13 protein-coding genes, 2 tRNA genes, 1 pseudogene and 1 riboswitch are annotated in these 15,903 nt (G+C 40.2%); of the genes and pseudogenes, 4 read left to right on the forward strand and 12 right to left on the reverse strand.

The window, feature by feature from the left end; all coding sequences use genetic code 11:
- Nucleotides 1-257: 257 nt before the first annotated feature.
- The 3 genes from BMG01_RS02270 to BMG01_RS02280 all read right to left on the reverse strand — a co-directional run bounded on the left by BMG01_RS02270 (nt 258) and on the right by BMG01_RS02280 (nt 3,420).
- A complete protein-coding gene (locus BMG01_RS02270; protein ID WP_233127264.1) occupies nt 258-872 on the reverse strand; it encodes a hypothetical protein in 615 nt (204 codons plus the stop codon).
- Nucleotides 873-1,056: 184 nt separating this feature from the next.
- Nucleotides 1,057-2,499 (reverse strand): amino acid permease, encoded by a 1,443-nt coding sequence (locus BMG01_RS02275; protein ID WP_036068619.1) that lies wholly within the window; start codon nt 2,497-2,499, stop codon nt 1,057-1,059.
- Between the two features lie 77 nt (nt 2,500-2,576).
- Nucleotides 2,577-2,744, reverse strand: a riboswitch (Lysine riboswitch).
- 19 nt (nt 2,745-2,763) lie between these two features.
- Nucleotides 2,764-3,420, reverse strand: coding sequence for a hypothetical protein (locus tag BMG01_RS02280; RefSeq protein WP_004913980.1), 657 nt, complete (start codon nt 3,418-3,420; stop codon nt 2,764-2,766).
- Between the two features lie 177 nt (nt 3,421-3,597).
- On the opposite strand from BMG01_RS02280, the pseudogene BMG01_RS02285 reads away from it, so the two are divergent.
- From BMG01_RS02285 to BMG01_RS02295, 3 genes and pseudogenes are all read left to right on the forward strand, one after another.
- A pseudogene (locus tag BMG01_RS02285) lies at nt 3,598-4,420 on the forward strand (sulfite exporter TauE/SafE family protein).
- 11 nt (nt 4,421-4,431) lie between these two features.
- Nucleotides 4,432-4,794, forward strand: a complete 363-nt coding sequence (locus BMG01_RS02290) for a DUF1634 domain-containing protein (protein WP_036068621.1) — start codon at nt 4,432-4,434, stop codon at nt 4,792-4,794.
- A gap of 12 nt (nt 4,795-4,806) precedes the next feature.
- Complete coding sequence (locus BMG01_RS02295) at nt 4,807-6,006, forward strand: LCP family protein (protein ID WP_004913961.1); 1,200 nt, start codon at nt 4,807-4,809, stop codon at nt 6,004-6,006.
- A gap of 60 nt (nt 6,007-6,066) precedes the next feature.
- Here BMG01_RS02295 and BMG01_RS02300 read toward each other — a convergent pair whose 3' ends face one another.
- Together BMG01_RS02300 and trpS are read right to left on the reverse strand one after the other, a co-directional pair.
- Nucleotides 6,067-7,395, reverse strand: a complete 1,329-nt coding sequence (locus BMG01_RS02300; protein ID WP_004913959.1) for an APC family permease — start codon at nt 7,393-7,395, stop codon at nt 6,067-6,069.
- A gap of 139 nt (nt 7,396-7,534) precedes the next feature.
- Nucleotides 7,535-8,551 (reverse strand): tryptophan--tRNA ligase, encoded by a 1,017-nt coding sequence (trpS, locus tag BMG01_RS02305; protein WP_004913956.1) that lies wholly within the window; start codon nt 8,549-8,551, stop codon nt 7,535-7,537.
- 273 nt (nt 8,552-8,824) lie between these two features.
- Between trpS and hflX the strand changes: the two genes are divergently transcribed.
- Complete coding sequence (hflX, locus tag BMG01_RS02310) at nt 8,825-10,105, forward strand: GTPase HflX (RefSeq protein ID WP_036068622.1); 1,281 nt, start codon at nt 8,825-8,827, stop codon at nt 10,103-10,105.
- A gap of 54 nt (nt 10,106-10,159) precedes the next feature.
- Here the strand turns inward: hflX and BMG01_RS02315 are convergent.
- From BMG01_RS02315 to BMG01_RS02345, 7 genes are all read right to left on the reverse strand, one after another.
- Nucleotides 10,160-10,233: transfer RNA gene (locus BMG01_RS02315), tRNA-Pro, on the reverse strand.
- Nucleotides 10,234-10,279: 46 nt separating this feature from the next.
- Nucleotides 10,280-11,473 carry an MBL fold metallo-hydrolase gene (locus BMG01_RS02320; RefSeq protein WP_036068623.1) on the reverse strand — a complete coding sequence of 398 codons (1,194 nt, stop codon included), beginning with the start codon at nt 11,471-11,473 and terminating at the stop codon, nt 10,280-10,282.
- Nucleotides 11,473-12,762: an ABC transporter substrate-binding protein gene (locus tag BMG01_RS02325; protein WP_036068624.1), complete on the reverse strand. Its 1,290-nt coding sequence runs from the start codon at nt 12,760-12,762 to the stop codon at nt 11,473-11,475. The genes BMG01_RS02320 and BMG01_RS02325 overlap by 1 nt, the downstream gene beginning before the upstream one ends.
- A 113-nt stretch (nt 12,763-12,875) precedes the next feature.
- Nucleotides 12,876-13,697, reverse strand: a complete 822-nt coding sequence (locus BMG01_RS02330) for a carbohydrate ABC transporter permease (RefSeq protein WP_036068625.1) — start codon at nt 13,695-13,697, stop codon at nt 12,876-12,878.
- 12 nt (nt 13,698-13,709) lie between these two features.
- Nucleotides 13,710-14,603 carry a carbohydrate ABC transporter permease gene (locus tag BMG01_RS02335; protein WP_036066994.1) on the reverse strand — a complete coding sequence of 298 codons (894 nt, stop codon included), beginning with the start codon at nt 14,601-14,603 and terminating at the stop codon, nt 13,710-13,712.
- Nucleotides 14,603-15,643: an ABC transporter ATP-binding protein gene (locus BMG01_RS02340; RefSeq protein ID WP_004913945.1), complete on the reverse strand. Its 1,041-nt coding sequence runs from the start codon at nt 15,641-15,643 to the stop codon at nt 14,603-14,605. Before BMG01_RS02340 ends, BMG01_RS02335 begins: the two co-directional genes overlap by 1 nt.
- Before the next feature lie 152 nt (nt 15,644-15,795).
- Nucleotides 15,796-15,868 (reverse strand) — tRNA-Thr (locus BMG01_RS02345).
- Nucleotides 15,869-15,903 lie beyond the last annotated feature (35 nt).

Below are 15,903 nucleotides of genomic sequence, written 5' to 3' on the forward strand. Positions count from 1 at the left end.
GAATCTAAGCTCATATAACTCATAATTTCACCTCTTAATTAACAAACCATGGGAACGTTTTAAAATAGTAATTTAAAACGTTTATTTGTCGTTCAACCAAATTATTATTCTACATTTAGTTGTTTTTCTTGACTTTTAACATAGTTTGTCTTTCTTAGTACCAAACCGGCTTTCTGCATCTGAAAGCGGTATCATTTCTTTTACAAAATATATCTTACCACGGTTAGTTTGTTCATGCAACCAACTATGATATATTTTTAATCCAAAACGGCACATTCTTGACATTTTGGTGCGCGGCTTCTCAACACTAACATATAAATAATGCACCCACTCATAATAAATACCCATATTAATGGCACAAAAACAGTTTCAAAACTAATGATATGAACCGCTAAAAGGCTCAATAACATCGAGATATCATTCCAAACATAACAAGATAAACTCTCTGAATACGGTGCCTGTTTAATTTTCTGAATCGTCGGAATAATTGCCAAGGCTTCAACAATCGCCAATATAAACAATAGCTCTCCCTGCGTCAGCCCATGACCCAAGGTCAACAAAAGTGGCACTATAACTGCACCTAACATGGCCACAATAAATCGTCGATTAATTGGTTGTTCTTTGGCGTATTTGAGTCCAATAATGCCAAAGTAGGAAAAAAAGATAACGCTCAAAACCATTGATGTTGCGCCAAAACCGCCACGATTAGCCAAAATAATCACAGACTCAATTAACGAAATTAATGCCCAAATCATAAAAGTCGCAAAATTTGGTTGGAATTGTCCACGTTTTAACGCACGAAGTGCTGGCACATTTCGATAAAATACTGCTAACATTGCTAGTCCACCCAACCACGTCTGTATATGTAACATTAATCTGCCCCACTTTCTCATCATGACAGTTGCTATCATAATGATTCATTACTTTGCTATTTATCATAACAAATATTCGTTAATAGGGGCTAAAGTTCATATTTTATTCACATAAATTGCTCTTTAAATGAATTTATTGCATAAAAAAGCTGGATGCTCGTTGGCATTCAGCGATAAGTGCTATTTACTTTTTAGGTTGTGACAAGTCAACCTCTTCTAACTTAATCACTTTTGTTTTATGGGAAATTTTGTACCAAATATATAAAATTGCAAATAATGGTACAGACAAGTATGTTATTGCGATTTTTTCCCAATTCAAGTTAGTAAAACTTTCTGGATCTTGTCCAATAATTACCCCAATTGAGATAACCAATGCAAATAGTGGCCCAAATGGGAACCACTTTGCCCGATACTTCAAATCCGACAAGCTTTTACCCTGTGCAACATACGCGCGGCGGAAGCGATAATGTGAAATCGCAATTCCAACCCAAGCAATAAACCCAGTCAATCCAGAGGCATTAACGAGCCAAGTATAAGCGACCGAACCACCTTTAGTATTAGAAATAAACGCTAACAAACCAATTGCCGTCGTCAAAACCAATGCTGCCACAGGTACACCGCGTTTGGACACTTTACCAAAAATCTTAGGGGCTTCACCCTTACGCGCCATGGCAAACAACATACGTGATGATGCATAAGATCCAGAATTCGCTGATGATACAATTGATGTCAAAATAACAGCATTCATCAAACTGGCTGCAAAAGCGATACCCGCATTTTTAAAGACAATCGTAAATGGTGATACAGCAATATTTTCAGTTGATGAACTTAACAAACGTGGATCTTGGTAGTAAACCAAAGCCGAAATCACAAAAATTGCTAAAATATAAAACAACAAAATTCGCCAAAAGACTTGATTGATAGCCTTGGGCACTGATTTGTCAGGGTCTTGTGCTTCTCCAGCAGTAATACCAATTAGCTCAGTCCCTTGGAAAGAAAATCCTGCCACGACAAAGACTGACAAAATGGCTTGTGGTCCGCCAACGAAGCCATGGTTGCCAACTGATAAGTTTTTCATGACATTGACGTCAGAATGAATAACGCCAAAGATTGTTGCCACGCCAACCACCAAAAAGACGATGATTGTAATCACTTTAATCATTGACAACCAAAATTCAGCTTCACCAAAAGCTCCAACGGAGAACAAATTAATCAAAAAGATGAATGCCAAAGCAACGGCTGAAAAAATCCAACCCGGTGTATTTGGCCACCAAAACTTGGCAACTAATCCAACAGCCACAATATCAACCGCCAGCGTGATCGCCCAATTGAACCAATAATTCCAGCCCATCGCAAATCCTAATGCGGTATCAACATATTTACCTGCATAATCTGAAAATGAACCAGAAGTTGGTGCATAAGTCGCCATTTCTCCTAAACTGGTCATCAAAAAATAAACCATCACGCCAATCGCTAAATAAGCGACAATAGCGCCCATTGGACCAGCCTGCGCCACTGTGGCACCCGAAGCAACAAACAACCCCGTACCAATTGATCCACCTAACGCAATCATCGACACATGACGTGTTTTTAGATTTCGTTTAACTTGCCCACTATCCTCAGACATAAAAAATTCTCCTTTTCCCAACAAAAAACCTCTTCCTGCTCACACAGAAAGAGGTTTAAAAAGTCATTTTCTTAATCACTTTTCAAAGCGCACCGTATTACTACGACAGTCTAGTAACTGTTAATTACCAGCCCAAACATCATATTGCCAGATGACATTTTCGGCAATCGCCCCTTTAACATAACATCAACGTCTTGGCAGACTCAATTATGCGACTCATGTTGATTGCAACCTCTTTGATATATTAGTAAAAGCATATCACAATCAAACCCGACCGTCAATTTTTAGGGCATGTTGCCATTGACGAGCTCGCTTGCGATACGTTTGTGCGGTTAATTGCCACCAAAAATAGCCAAATAATAACGCGCCAAGACCGCTAGATAATAACATGTTATTGATTTGGACCAATGAAATCATCATGAAAATCCAAAATACACCAATCAGCCAATTCATCATTATCTGCAATCGCCTTGATTGAAATAAACGTGGCACAATCAATGCTACCACCAAGAATAAGATTTGCGACCACCATACCAACAATAAATTTGGCATCATATCACGTAGCTTTAGCCCATTATCCCAAGAGATACCAACTACGATGGCAACAATCAAACACACTAACATCCCCATTGATTGTGAAATAATGAACCACCACATCGCGATTTTGTATTGTGCCAGATAAAGAACACCAGCCATCAAAGCGATAAATGGCAGGACTACCCAATAATGCGCAAACAGATGCCCTATTGTTATCAAAGCTTGCAGAGAATGTGGCAACATATTTTGAACCACTAAGGTAGCTGCATCATCCCCAAATGTCAACAAAACCGCGTTAAACCTGACGGCAAGGCAAAACACAGCAAATACTAGACCAAAAATAATAATCAACAATTTTCGTAATTTATCAGGTTGAATTAACACAAATACACTTCCGTTCACCCGCCATGACGCAGTAAACGCTCTCCCAATTTATTAAAATTCTACAAACACGTTTGCTTATCGTACATAATAATTGTAGCATTGTGTAGAATATAATTATTGAAAAAACAGTGAAGTGGTAGGAATTTAATCTTGGCTTTAACTTTGTCCATTATCATTATGCTATTGGTTGGTGTTCTTGCCGGAGTCCTTGGGGCGCTTTTGGGCCTTGGTGGTGGCATGATTGTCACGCCAATCTTAGTGATTGGTTTTAATATTCCTATTCACTACGCAATCGGTGCCAGTATTGTCGCTGTGATTGCGACTTCATCTGGTGCTTCAATCGCATATTTAAAAGACGACATGTTGAATTTGCGTGTCGCTATGTTACTCGAAATTTTTACGACAATTGGTGCGCTGGTCGGCGCAATATGTGCAGGCCTTTTCGCCCCAATTTGGTTAAATTTCCTTTTTGGCGTGCTACTAGTTTATCAATCTTACCGGATGTGGCGTAAATTGCACGTACACAACCAAGCTGATTTGGTCGCACGCGATGACCCACTCGCCAACAAGTTGCAACTCAACACCGCATACTATGACAAAGCACTGAATCAAACCATTGATTATCGTGTGGAGAATATTCCCGGTGGCGCTGTTGTGATGTTATGGGCTGGCCTCGCTTCTGGTTTATTAGGCATTGGTTCTGGTATGTTCAAAGTGTTTGCCATGGACGGTATCATGAAAATGCCACTCAAGCCTGCCAGCGCGACCTCTAATTTAATGATGGGTGTCACGGCCGCAGCCAGCGCCCTCGTTTATTTTTTTAATGGCACTATTCGAGCCGACATCGCCGTCCCAATTGCTCTAGGTATCGTTTTAGGTGCAACAATTGGGGCAGGCATCATGCCATATGTACCAGCAATACCGACAACTATTTATCCCAGTTGTCGGTATTGCTGGTATACAACTCTTGCTCAAAGCATTTAATATTACATTATATTGAGGCCCTCACCTATGCCCACTAATCAAGCAGAAAAAGATTTAGAACGTCAAATTGGCATTGTTTTAAGAATTGGCGTTATGATTGCTGTTGTTGTGATGATTCTTGGTTTTGCTTGCTACCTCATTAATGGTGCCAAAACCGGTTTCCCCGACAACCAATTTCCGCGTCAACTAGCACAGATTGTACATGGTTCCTATCATTTTCAAGCTGGCGCTCTCATGATGTTAGGACTATTTTTACTCATTCTAACGCCTGTTTTACGAATTATCGCTTCCATTTATGCTTTCACCAAAATTAAAGATTGGCGATATGCTGGCATTACCCTCGCAGTTTTCATTATTTTACTCGTTGCCATGTTCATTGGCCAACACTAATCGGAGATCATCATGGCAGAAAATCAAACAAAGTCTCGTACAGATCGTTTTAAGAAACCAACCCACAAATTGCGAAATATGATTTTAGCAATCATCGCTGTATTAGCAATCACGGCCGGTGGCTTCGCGTGGTACGCAATTAATAACGCTAAATCAACAATTGATAAGGTTTATAAGAGCACAGGCACTAAAAAGGCCCGCAATGTCTCAAGCGTTGTTTCTAGTGGTAAACCATTATCTATTCTATTGTTTGGAACTGATACAGGCGAACTTGGTCGTACTTACAAAGGACGTACCGATTCAATGATGTTATTGCTTATCAATCCCAAAACAGAAAAAACGACAATGATTTCAATTCCTCGTGACGCAATGGTTGCCATCCCCGGTTATGAAGATACTTTCCCACAAAAAATGAATGCCGCTTATGCCTATGGTTCAACATCAACGGCCATCAAAACTGTTGAAGCTTATCTTAATATTCCAGTTGATTTCTATGCGTTAGTAAATATGGCTGGTTTGGAAAAAATGGTCACCCAAGTTGGCGGTATTTCCGTAAAGTCACTACTTGATTTTACTTATAGCCAAGACACCGCTCACGATTACGGTCCCAACTTATACCGGTTCCACAAAGGTAGTACCGGTTATGAACACTCTGATGACAATGGTGTCACATGGTCTGCAACAAAGCATGTTATGACCGGCGATGCAGCACTAGCCTTCTCTCGGATGCGCTATGACGATCCTGAAGGTGATTATGGCCGTCAAAAGCGTCAACGTCTCGTTCTTGAAGGTTTGATTAAAAAATCTGCCAATGTTTCAAGCCTCTTGAACAATTCATTTATGACAACGCTTAGTAAAAATGTCCTCACTGATTTGACATTTGGTGACATGACAACAATCGCAAGTAAATATATTAAAGCCAAGAATAATATTGTGAGTGAACATATTCAAGGCGTGGGAACAAGCTATCCAGACGCTTCTGGTAATGCCATTTCTTATGAAGTCGTGACACAGAAAGAAAAGCAACGTGTAACTAACCTAGCTCGTAAAGCACTAGGGTTAAAGGCAGCAACAACTGGTCCGGCCTATGGTGGTGAAGTACCAAGCACACTACAAGCCGTGGCTGCTTCTCTCCGACCTGCAGATGATGAGTCCTCAAGTAGCACTGAAAGTTCATCTGACACGTCGACAGAGAGTTCTTCTGATCAATAATTTTATCATTTTAAAACCCCTGAAAAATTAATTTCGGGGGTTTCTTTTTGATTAAAACACTTACTTTTTAAGTTGTCGCTTTGATAGAATCAGATAGACCGGCAAGCCCATCGCGACCACGGCAATTGATATTACAACACCAGAAAAATCATGCAAAATTTCTGAAATTTCCACGTAAAGTGAACCTGCAATTGCTAGTATTGGGATAAACGGATATAAGGGTGCTGAAAATGCTCTATTAACGCCAGTCGGATCTTTGTGTCGCAAAATGAGAACCCCGACAAATGCCAAAATATAGAACAAGAAAGTCGTGAACATGGCAATGTCAGTGAGTCGATCAGGATTAGTCAACAATAACATTAAGTCGCCCAGCACAATCATAAACCAAATCGCAGCATTAGGTGTTTTGGTCCGCATGTTAATCTTAGAAAACGTTTTTGCAAACGGGAATAAGCCATCTCGCGCCATTGCAAATAACACACGTGGAAATGAAACAATTTTACCATTGAGTGTCCCTAGTAATGAAATTAAAACCGCCACACTCATCAAACGACCACCAACGACACCAAAGGCACTGGTTGCCATATGAATTGTTGTATTTTGACCCAGCGCAACAATCTTTGATGCCTCTAAGCTTCTGTATGTCCCATAACTGACCCCGACGTAAGAGATAATGACAATAATCAAACCAAATACAATTGCCTTTGGTAGAACTTTTTGCGGATTTTTAATTTCACCACTAATATTTGCCAAAGTTACCCAGCCGTCGTAAGCAAATAGCGTTGCTAAAATAGCGACCCCAAATCCCCCACTATTAGTGTGTGCTACCGCAGTAACTGTCTGTCCCAACGCTTCATGCTGTCCAAAAAACATACCAAAAATGATCAACGCAACAATCGGCAACATCTTAAGTGTCGTCGTCAATATCTGAAAGCCAGCACTGAAACGATTAGGAATTGAGTTGATTATGCCAACAAACGCTAACGCAATAATCGCTGAGGGTATCGCCCACATTTTGGGTAATTGAAACAAGTCAACAAACAATATCCCAAAGTAAGCAGAAATAGATCCCATCATAGCCGGTCCATAAAATATGACTTGCATCCACCCTGCTAAATAGCCCCAAACTTTGCCATAAATTTTTTCAATATAAATGTATAAGCCGCCAGTTTTAGCCATTTGGGAACCAATTTCAGCAACACTCATACCGGAGGCCAGTGTCAAAATACCACCAGCCGCCCATGCAATTAATGCGGACGTCGTACTACCAGCCGACGCTAATACGCTACCTTGTTTAAAAAAAATCCCTGAACCAATGATTGTGCCAACCACTAAAGCCAGTGATGCAGTCAGGCCGAAGCCGCGGTTGAGTTGTGCTTTATTATCCATATCGTCCCCTGATTTTGTTTCTATCTTGCCATTATATACTATTTTAATTTATCATATTTTAACAATTTGTGTCTTTTTTATGCCACTATTACTATGATCGACACTAAAAAAGCAATCTTTTCAGATTGCTGTGATTTATTTAGTCGAAATAATCAATGCCCATTGCATGGCGTACATCTTTCATTGTTGACTCTGCTACTTCATTAGCATGATCAGAGCCAGCCTTTAACATAGCCATCACAGCTGGAATATCTTGGGCAAATGTTTCACGTCGTTGACGAATAGGTGCCATTTCAGCTTCCATCACTTCAATCAAGTGCTTTTTGATTTTCATGTCGCCAAGGCCACCAGCAGTGTATTGCTCTTTTAATGCCTGCACACGTTGCTTATCAGGATCAAAAATATCCAAATAAGTAAAGACGACATTGCCTTCAACATGACCGGGATCATCAATGTTTATGTGCAATGGGTCAGTGTACATCGACTTGACTTTTTTAGCTAATGTGTCTGCATCATCACTAATATAAATACCGTTGTTCAGTGATTTTGACATTTTAGCATTACCATCAATGCCCGGTAGACGTCCTTGCCCCTTCGGTGGAAAGACACCGACAGGCTCAACCAATACTTCTGATTGATAAGCATTTTTGAATGAACGAACTAGCTCGCGTGTCTGTTCAATCATGGGTTCTTGATCATCACCAACCGGCACTTTTGTGGCCCTGAAAATTGCAATATCGGCCGCTTGAGACACAGGATAAGTCAAAAATCCCGCTGGAATACCCTCTCCAAAACCTTTTTGTTGAATTTCTGATTTAACAGTCGGATTGCGTTGCAGACGTGCCACACTGACCAAATTCATAAAATATTCAGTTAATTCTGGCAACCCAGTAATTTGAGATTGTACAAAAATCGTTGATTTAGTAGGATCAATACCAACTGCCAAATAATCCAATGCAACTTCTGTTAGCGAACGGCGAATTTTTTCAGGATTACGAGCGTTGTCTGTAAAAGCTTGCGTGTCAGCAATCATAATAAATGGATCAAATTCACCAGAATCTTGCATTGCCACACGATTTTTCAATGAGCCAATATAATGCCCAATATGCAATTTACCAGTTGGTCGATCACCCGTTAAATAAATTTCTTTTGCCATGTTTAACCTCGATTTAATTGATTAGCTTATTTCATTATACTTGAAAAAACACACCACGTGATAAGAAATATCGTCTAAGTTTGACATTAGGTTTAAAAACTTATACACTATCACTATTAAGAAAAAGAGGTACGGGAACTTGTTGAACGAATTTTAAGATGTAGTGACAAAAAACAGGCAACTGTTTTGGTGCGCTTTTCTTGAGATTGGTCTGCAATTTTCGTCAACACGTTAAATGCCCCAGTCTCGTAGTTTGATTGGAGGCATTTTTTGATGCGAGAAACACCCCGAAAAGTATTTTTAGTTGGCTTGACAACGAGTCAGGCAAATTTAACTTATGAATTAGAAGAATTAGGCAACCTAGCAAAAGCAAATAACTTAGACCCAGTTGAGACGTTCACCCAAAAACTGGAACGCCCTAACCCAGCAACTTATTTTGGTAAAGGCAAAGTTGAGGAAATTAGCGCGGCAGTAGCAACTTACGAGGTCGACATGATTGTGGCTAACGACGAGTTGACACCTTCGCAAATCCGTAATTTGGAAAAAGCAACCAACGCGACTGTGGTGGACCGCACTGGTTTGATTTTAGATATTTTTGCACAACGTGCGCAAACTAAAGTGGCCCAATTACAGGTTCAATTGGCGCGTTTGCAATATCAGTTAACAAGATTACGTACAAGTATGTCAATCACGCTGGATCAGCAAACTGGTGCTGGTGGTGGTGGCTTTACGTCACGAGGCGCTGGAGAAACCAAACTCGAACAATCTCGTCGCCGTATTACAGCTCAAATGGTTCATATTCGTCAAGAATTAGCAGACCTTGAGAAAGGTGAGACAACACGTTCAGCACAACGCCAAAATAACGATTTACCAAGTGTAGCCTTGGTCGGCTACACTAACGCAGGTAAATCGACACTAATGAACCGGCTGTTGGCGCGTTTTGGTGTTGGTGCTAATAACGATGATAGCAAACAAGTTTTTGAAAAAGATATGCTTTTTGCCACTTTGAACACAACCGTGCGCCAACTGACATTACCAGATAAAAAACAATTTTTGCTCAGTGATACCGTTGGTTTTGTCTCTAAATTACCTCACAACTTAGTCGCTGCTTTTAAATCGACTTTGCAAGAAGCGGCCAGCGCAGATTTACTGCTACACGTTGTTGATGTCTCTGATCCTCACTATCAAGACATGATGACCACGACCAGCCAAACATTACAAGAAATTGGTGTTAGCGGTCGACAAACCATCACAGTTTATAATAAAGCTGATCGTACCGAGCTCGTTTTTCCAGAAGTAACTGGTGAAAATGCAATTACCATTTCTGCTTTAGATATTGCTTCCCAAGATGCCTTAATTGATCTCATCAAACAACATGTGTTCAAAGATGTTGCAGTCGTCAACTTGCACATTCCTTTTGACAAAGGTAACGTTCAGGCTCAGCTCGCCGCAAAACACACATTTTTACAGGAAGATTATGATGATACTGGCACTCTGATAACAGTTGAGCTGTCAACTAATGAACGCGAGACTTTCAGAGATTATATCGTTTAAAAAAAGGGCAGCAAACCAATTATGGTTTGCTGCCCTTTTAATATTTCTCGTTCATCGGGATGACGAGATTTGAACTCACGACCCCCACGTCCCGAACATGGTGCTCTACCAAGCTGAGCTACATCCCGTTGATACGAGAATAATTTTAACGCAATCAATGCGCCAATTCAAATTTTAATACGCTAATGTTTCACCTTTTGTTGGTAGATAGACATTCAAACCTACTTTGCGTAATGCTTCTGCTTCTTTTTCTGGCTTGAACGAATGCCAAGTAACAGTCTTTTGAGCATTGACATGTTGTGCTAATGCCACCAAATCTTCTGGCTTGGCGTGACCACTTGCACCCAAGCGTTGGAGCTCGACATGATTGGCATCTAAGTATGCCTGTAATTCGGCAAATCGAGGATCATACTCTCCTAAAGGTTCGCCATTCATGTGTAGATATACAAATTGACCATCAAATTGATCTAAATCATGTAATTGATTAAAGTGATTTTGAATAACATAATGATGAGGTCGTGCCAAAGCGGCTTCCCAATCAATTTCTTTAACATCCGCAACACCCATTGCCCGCATAATTGTAGCAAATTGCTTATCCCAAAGGATTTCACGACCATGCAGCCGTGCTGTATTTTGCAGAGCCTCTAAGCGATCAATGTTACGTTCATAAGGATTAATGACAACCAATTGATGATGTTCATCTAAAATTTGTCCAAAATCTTGTTGCAATGACATCTCAGTATGGCGCACATGTTCCTTTTCGTCATCGGCATCAAAGCTAAATTCTGTACCTTCTAACAAAAATAAATCAATGTGTGCTTCACGTAAGATGTCTGCCCAATGATTGACACGTTCGGGGTGCGGACCATCAAGTCGCACATCCCCACTATGAACAAACGTGTGTACACCGTCACGGACACGAATTGCAGCAGCACCACGTGCATCATGGTCAGTCTCAAAAAATGTAACTTCAAAATCACCAAACATCATTGGCGTCTCAAATGGGATTACTTTGATAGTCGCATTAGGTGCAGATTCGGTCCCTAATTCAGTCAAAACATGGTATAAATCAGCCGAAGCTTGACTCATGTACACATCGGTTAGCTTGGTTAGATACTTCAACGCGCCCATATGATCCAGATGTAAATGAGAAACAAAAATGGTTGTTGTCTTATCACTTTCAACGTCAGTGAATAAATCAGGTAGTGCTGGTAATGTCCCATCTGCTAATAAATCGCCAGTCGGTGTTTCAGCCGGTGCAAAATTAACACCGAAGTCCATCACTAATCGTGTATTCCCCTCTGTGAACGAGACCACATTACCACCAATTGTATTCAGTCCATTTAAAAATTGTACTTGCGTACTCATTATTTATTCTCTTTCAAAGTCTTCTTTGTTTGATCAGATAAAGTTTTCAAAGCGTCTGCAGCAGGTGTTTTCTTCGTCAACATTGAATCAACAGCATTCAGCAAGTTCGTACGATAGTCTTGGTAACCCAAGAATGCAGTATCTGAGAAGGCTCCTGGTAATGAGTCTGACGCTGCTTTAGCTAATGGGTTCTTCTTTAGGTATGCTTTATAAGCAGATGACTTAGTTGCTTTCTTAGTAATTGGCAAGTAACCTGTGGCTTCTGCCCACTTTTCAGTTTGCTTATCAGACATCAAATATTTCATGAATGCCCAAGCGCCTGCTTGTTGCTTCTTAGAGGCTGTTGCCGTAACTACTAAGCTATTACCAGCCAAAACAGTTGCTGATTTGCCCTTATAAGATGGTAATGGTGCTGTACCCCAATCAAAGTCTTTAGCTGCAGCTGCTTGTGTTGCTGTAATTCCTGCAGATGATGAGAAAGTCAAAGCTGTCTTACCATTAACAAAGTTTGTTGTGCCGTAGATATCAGAACCAGCCGTTTTAGCAGTGCCATCAGCGACCATATCGGTAATTAACTTGGCAGCAGCCACTGCTTTCTTTGAGTCAACATTAACTTTGTCTTTGCTAGTTACCAATGATACACCAGCCGAACGGACCATTGAATTCCATTCCATATCAAATGACTTATCAAAGCCTACTGTTGCAATGCCATCTTTCTTCAAAACGTCAGACATCTTTGCAATATCATCCCAGGTTTTTGGTACTGATAAATTGTATTTCTTCAGAAGCGTTTTGTTATAGAACATTTCTCGTACAGAGGCTGAGAAAGGTGTTGAATAGAATTCACCCTTATACTTAGATTGTTGCAAGAAACCAGAATAAATATTGTTTAGTTGCTTCTTTGACAATCCATTCTTACCATCAACCTGTGATTGAAGTGAAGTTACAATACCGTCTTTTACGTAATCAGGCACTTGTGTGTAAGTTGCTTGCGCCATAACCGGCAAAGTTTTTGACTTCGCACCAGCCATGATTTTTTGGTTCAAAGTCGTATAGTCACCTTGCGCAGTTGCCACAATTTTATACTTACTTTGTGATTTGTTGAAGGCATCAATACGCTTTTGCAAAGCGTCTTTGTATGTGCCAGCCATGGCGTGCCAAAATGTGACTTTAACTGGTTTCGTTGCTGCACTCACTGTCTCTGTATGCACAGCCGACAAACCTGCAAAAGATGAACTTGCCATAATCGTGATAGCAGCCAAAGCTGCAACTTTCTTCCCAGTACTCATGTGTACATGTTTCCTTTCGTGTTCCCAAAAAATTTTAGCTGCTTTTTATAAGCAGTAAAGAGATATCATGTCCCATCACATCTCTTTACTGCCCACAAAATGTGGACTGTAAGTTAACCCTTAATGCCGCCACCGGAAATACCAGCAACAACATATTTATTCAAGAATAAGTACAAGATAACCATAGGTAGAATCACAAACGTCGACGCTGCCATCAATTCTGGATAATTGACACCTGAATCTGAACTGAACGCTTGTAACCCAACAGGTAGAGTACGCATCTTGTCTGTATTTGTGACAATTAATGGCCACATAAATGAGTTCCATGAGCCAATAATTTGTAACAAGCCAATTGCCGTAATGGACGACTTAGCATTTGGTACCAAAATTTGCCAAAGAAACTTCCATTCAGAAGCACCATCAAGCTTGGCGGCGTAATAAAGCTGGTCCGGCACACTGGCAAAAGATTGACGCAAAGTAAATACTGCAAAGAAACTAGCTAACCATGGAATAATCAAAGCACCATAAGTATTCACTAGATGTATTTGTGATAGTGTCACGAAGTTAGGAATAATCAGCATTTCCCCTGGCACCATCATTGTTGCTAACAAAATAGTGAAGAGCGTTTTTTTGCCGAAAAAATTCATTTTAGCAAACGCAAATGCTGCCATGATAGCCGTGATAATCTGACCTATTGTGGTCACAAATGATACAACTGCCGAATTCAGAAGATACGTTGCAAAAGGTGCTGCCTTCCAAGCTGAAATCCAATTAGTGATTTGAAGCTTTTTTGGCAACCAAGTTGGTGGTGTTTGTAATGCTTCAAAACCAGTTTTAAATGATGTTGATACCATCCAAAAGAATGGCAATAACATTGTCAGTGCACCAATCACTAACAGTAAGTAAACGATTGTTCTTGATATTGTCTTTTTCATCGTCGACCCCTCTTAGTAATGAACATGTTTTTTGCTAAACCATGTCTGCAATAATGTCACAATTAAAATCATAAAGAATAGTACAACACCTGCGGCTGCAGCGATACCGTATTTGTTTTGCTCATAAAACATACGATATAAGTAAAATACAACTGTCATTGCAGCATTTCCAGGTCCTGCCTGTCCGCCAAACAATGAGAATATTTCATCAAAAACCTTAAATGATCCAATCACAGCATTGACGGCAATCAAAAACGTCATAGGACTAATCATTGGCACTGTAACATGCAAAAAACGATTCCAAGCGTTGGCACCATCTAAGGTCGCCGCGCTATATAGTCGTTTGTCAACATTATTGAGAGCAACCAAGAAAAGCATAATATTGAAGCCCAAACTCTTCCAAATAGCCAAAATAATCAACGCTGGCAATGCCCATGTTGGATCATTCAACCAGTCAATTGGATGGATACCCACAAAGCTCAAAAAATAATTCAATAAGCCCGCATCTTTGTTATAAATCCACTTCCAAACCATTGATATAGCAACAATACTGGTCACAAATGGTAGAAAATAGATGGTACGGAAGAACCCAGCCAACACTTTAATCTGGTTTAAAAGCACAGCCACGGTCAAAGAAATGATAATTTCTAATGGGACAACACCAACAACGAAAATTAAAGTGTTCGCCACAGCAGAATGAAATAATGGGTCTTCCCATAAATATTTAAAGTTATCAAAACCAAGCGCCATTACTTGGTTCGTGAAAAAGTTATATTGCGTATAAAAACTCATCGCCAAACTTGACACAATCGGGTATAAACTAAAAATCGCAACGATGATTAGCATTGGCAAGACATAAAGCCACCCTTTTAATGTCTGTTTCCAAGTAGGCTTTTGATTGTTCATCATGCGTGATCACCCCTTAGTGGCAATCGCTGACCACTTTGATCGAAGGCGTAAACACCACTAAGTGCGGCAAAGAGTGTTGTTTCTTGTTCCAAAGGTGCTGCCGTTGTGACTTCTGTTGCAACTAGTTGTTGTGACCCAACTGAAATCGCCGCTTGTCGATCACGTCCAAATGACAATACTTCATGGACAACCGCTTGCATTTTGATGGCAGGTTCTTTTACCTCATTTGTTAATGATTCGGCACGAATACCAATTGTAGCAACATCGCCATCAAATAATCGTCTCACCTCTTCATCAAACTGGTCTGCTGGTACCATATTTAGCGCAGGTTCTCCGATAAAGCTAGCGACAAATTGATTGTTTGGGTTTTCATATAGTGATTGCGGTGCATCATATTGCTGAATTCGGCCATCATTTAATAGCATGATTTTATCAGCAACATGCATTGCTTCACTCTGATCATGTGTGACAAATACCGTTGTGACGCCTGTTTCCTTTTGAATACGGCGAATTTCCTCACGCATTTCAACTCTGAGACGTGCGTCAAGATTAGATAAGGGTTCATCAAGCAACAAAATGTTAGGTGATTTTGCTAAAGCACGTGCAATGGCAACACGTTGTTGCTGGCCACCAGACAGATCACTTGGTTTTTTGTTAATTTGATCAGCGACACGGACAAGTTCGGCTAATTCTAGCGCACGCTGTTTACGCGTGGCTTTATCCACCTTAGCCATTTTCATCGGGAAAATGATGTTATCTAAAACAGTCATATGAGGATACAAGGCATAGTTTTGGAAAACCATCCCAACACCACGTTCCAACGCATCTTGCTTTGTCACATCTTTGTCCCCAAAGTATATATTGCCACTTGTCGCTGATAATAGACCTGAAATCAAATTCAGCGTGGTAGATTTACCACCACCTGAAGGTCCTAAGAGTGCAACGAGTTGTCCGTCTGTGATATCGAAATCCATGTCATGTAAGACTTCAACGCCATTTGGATAGGTCAAAGTCACGTGATTAAATTTAACTTCCACTGTGTTTCTCTCTTCTTTTTTTGTTATAAATTAGTATAGATGAAATAATCTGCCCTGTGCAAATAAAATGTAGAATTTGTGGGTAAAGATGTCAAGTTAGATTACACAAAAAAAACTTTGAATAATTACTCATTTAAAGCTTTCATAAATTATGCCGACCGCCGGGCTCAAACCGGCGACCCCCTCATTACTAGTGAGGTGCTCTATCAACTGAGCTAGGTCGGCAGATCAAAGTACTCAAGTATTATATCAAATAATAC

Origin of the sequence: Leuconostoc sp. BM2, from assembly GCF_002095565.1 — a bacterium.
GTDB classification, from domain to species: domain Bacteria; phylum Bacillota; class Bacilli; order Lactobacillales; family Lactobacillaceae; genus Leuconostoc; species Leuconostoc falkenbergense.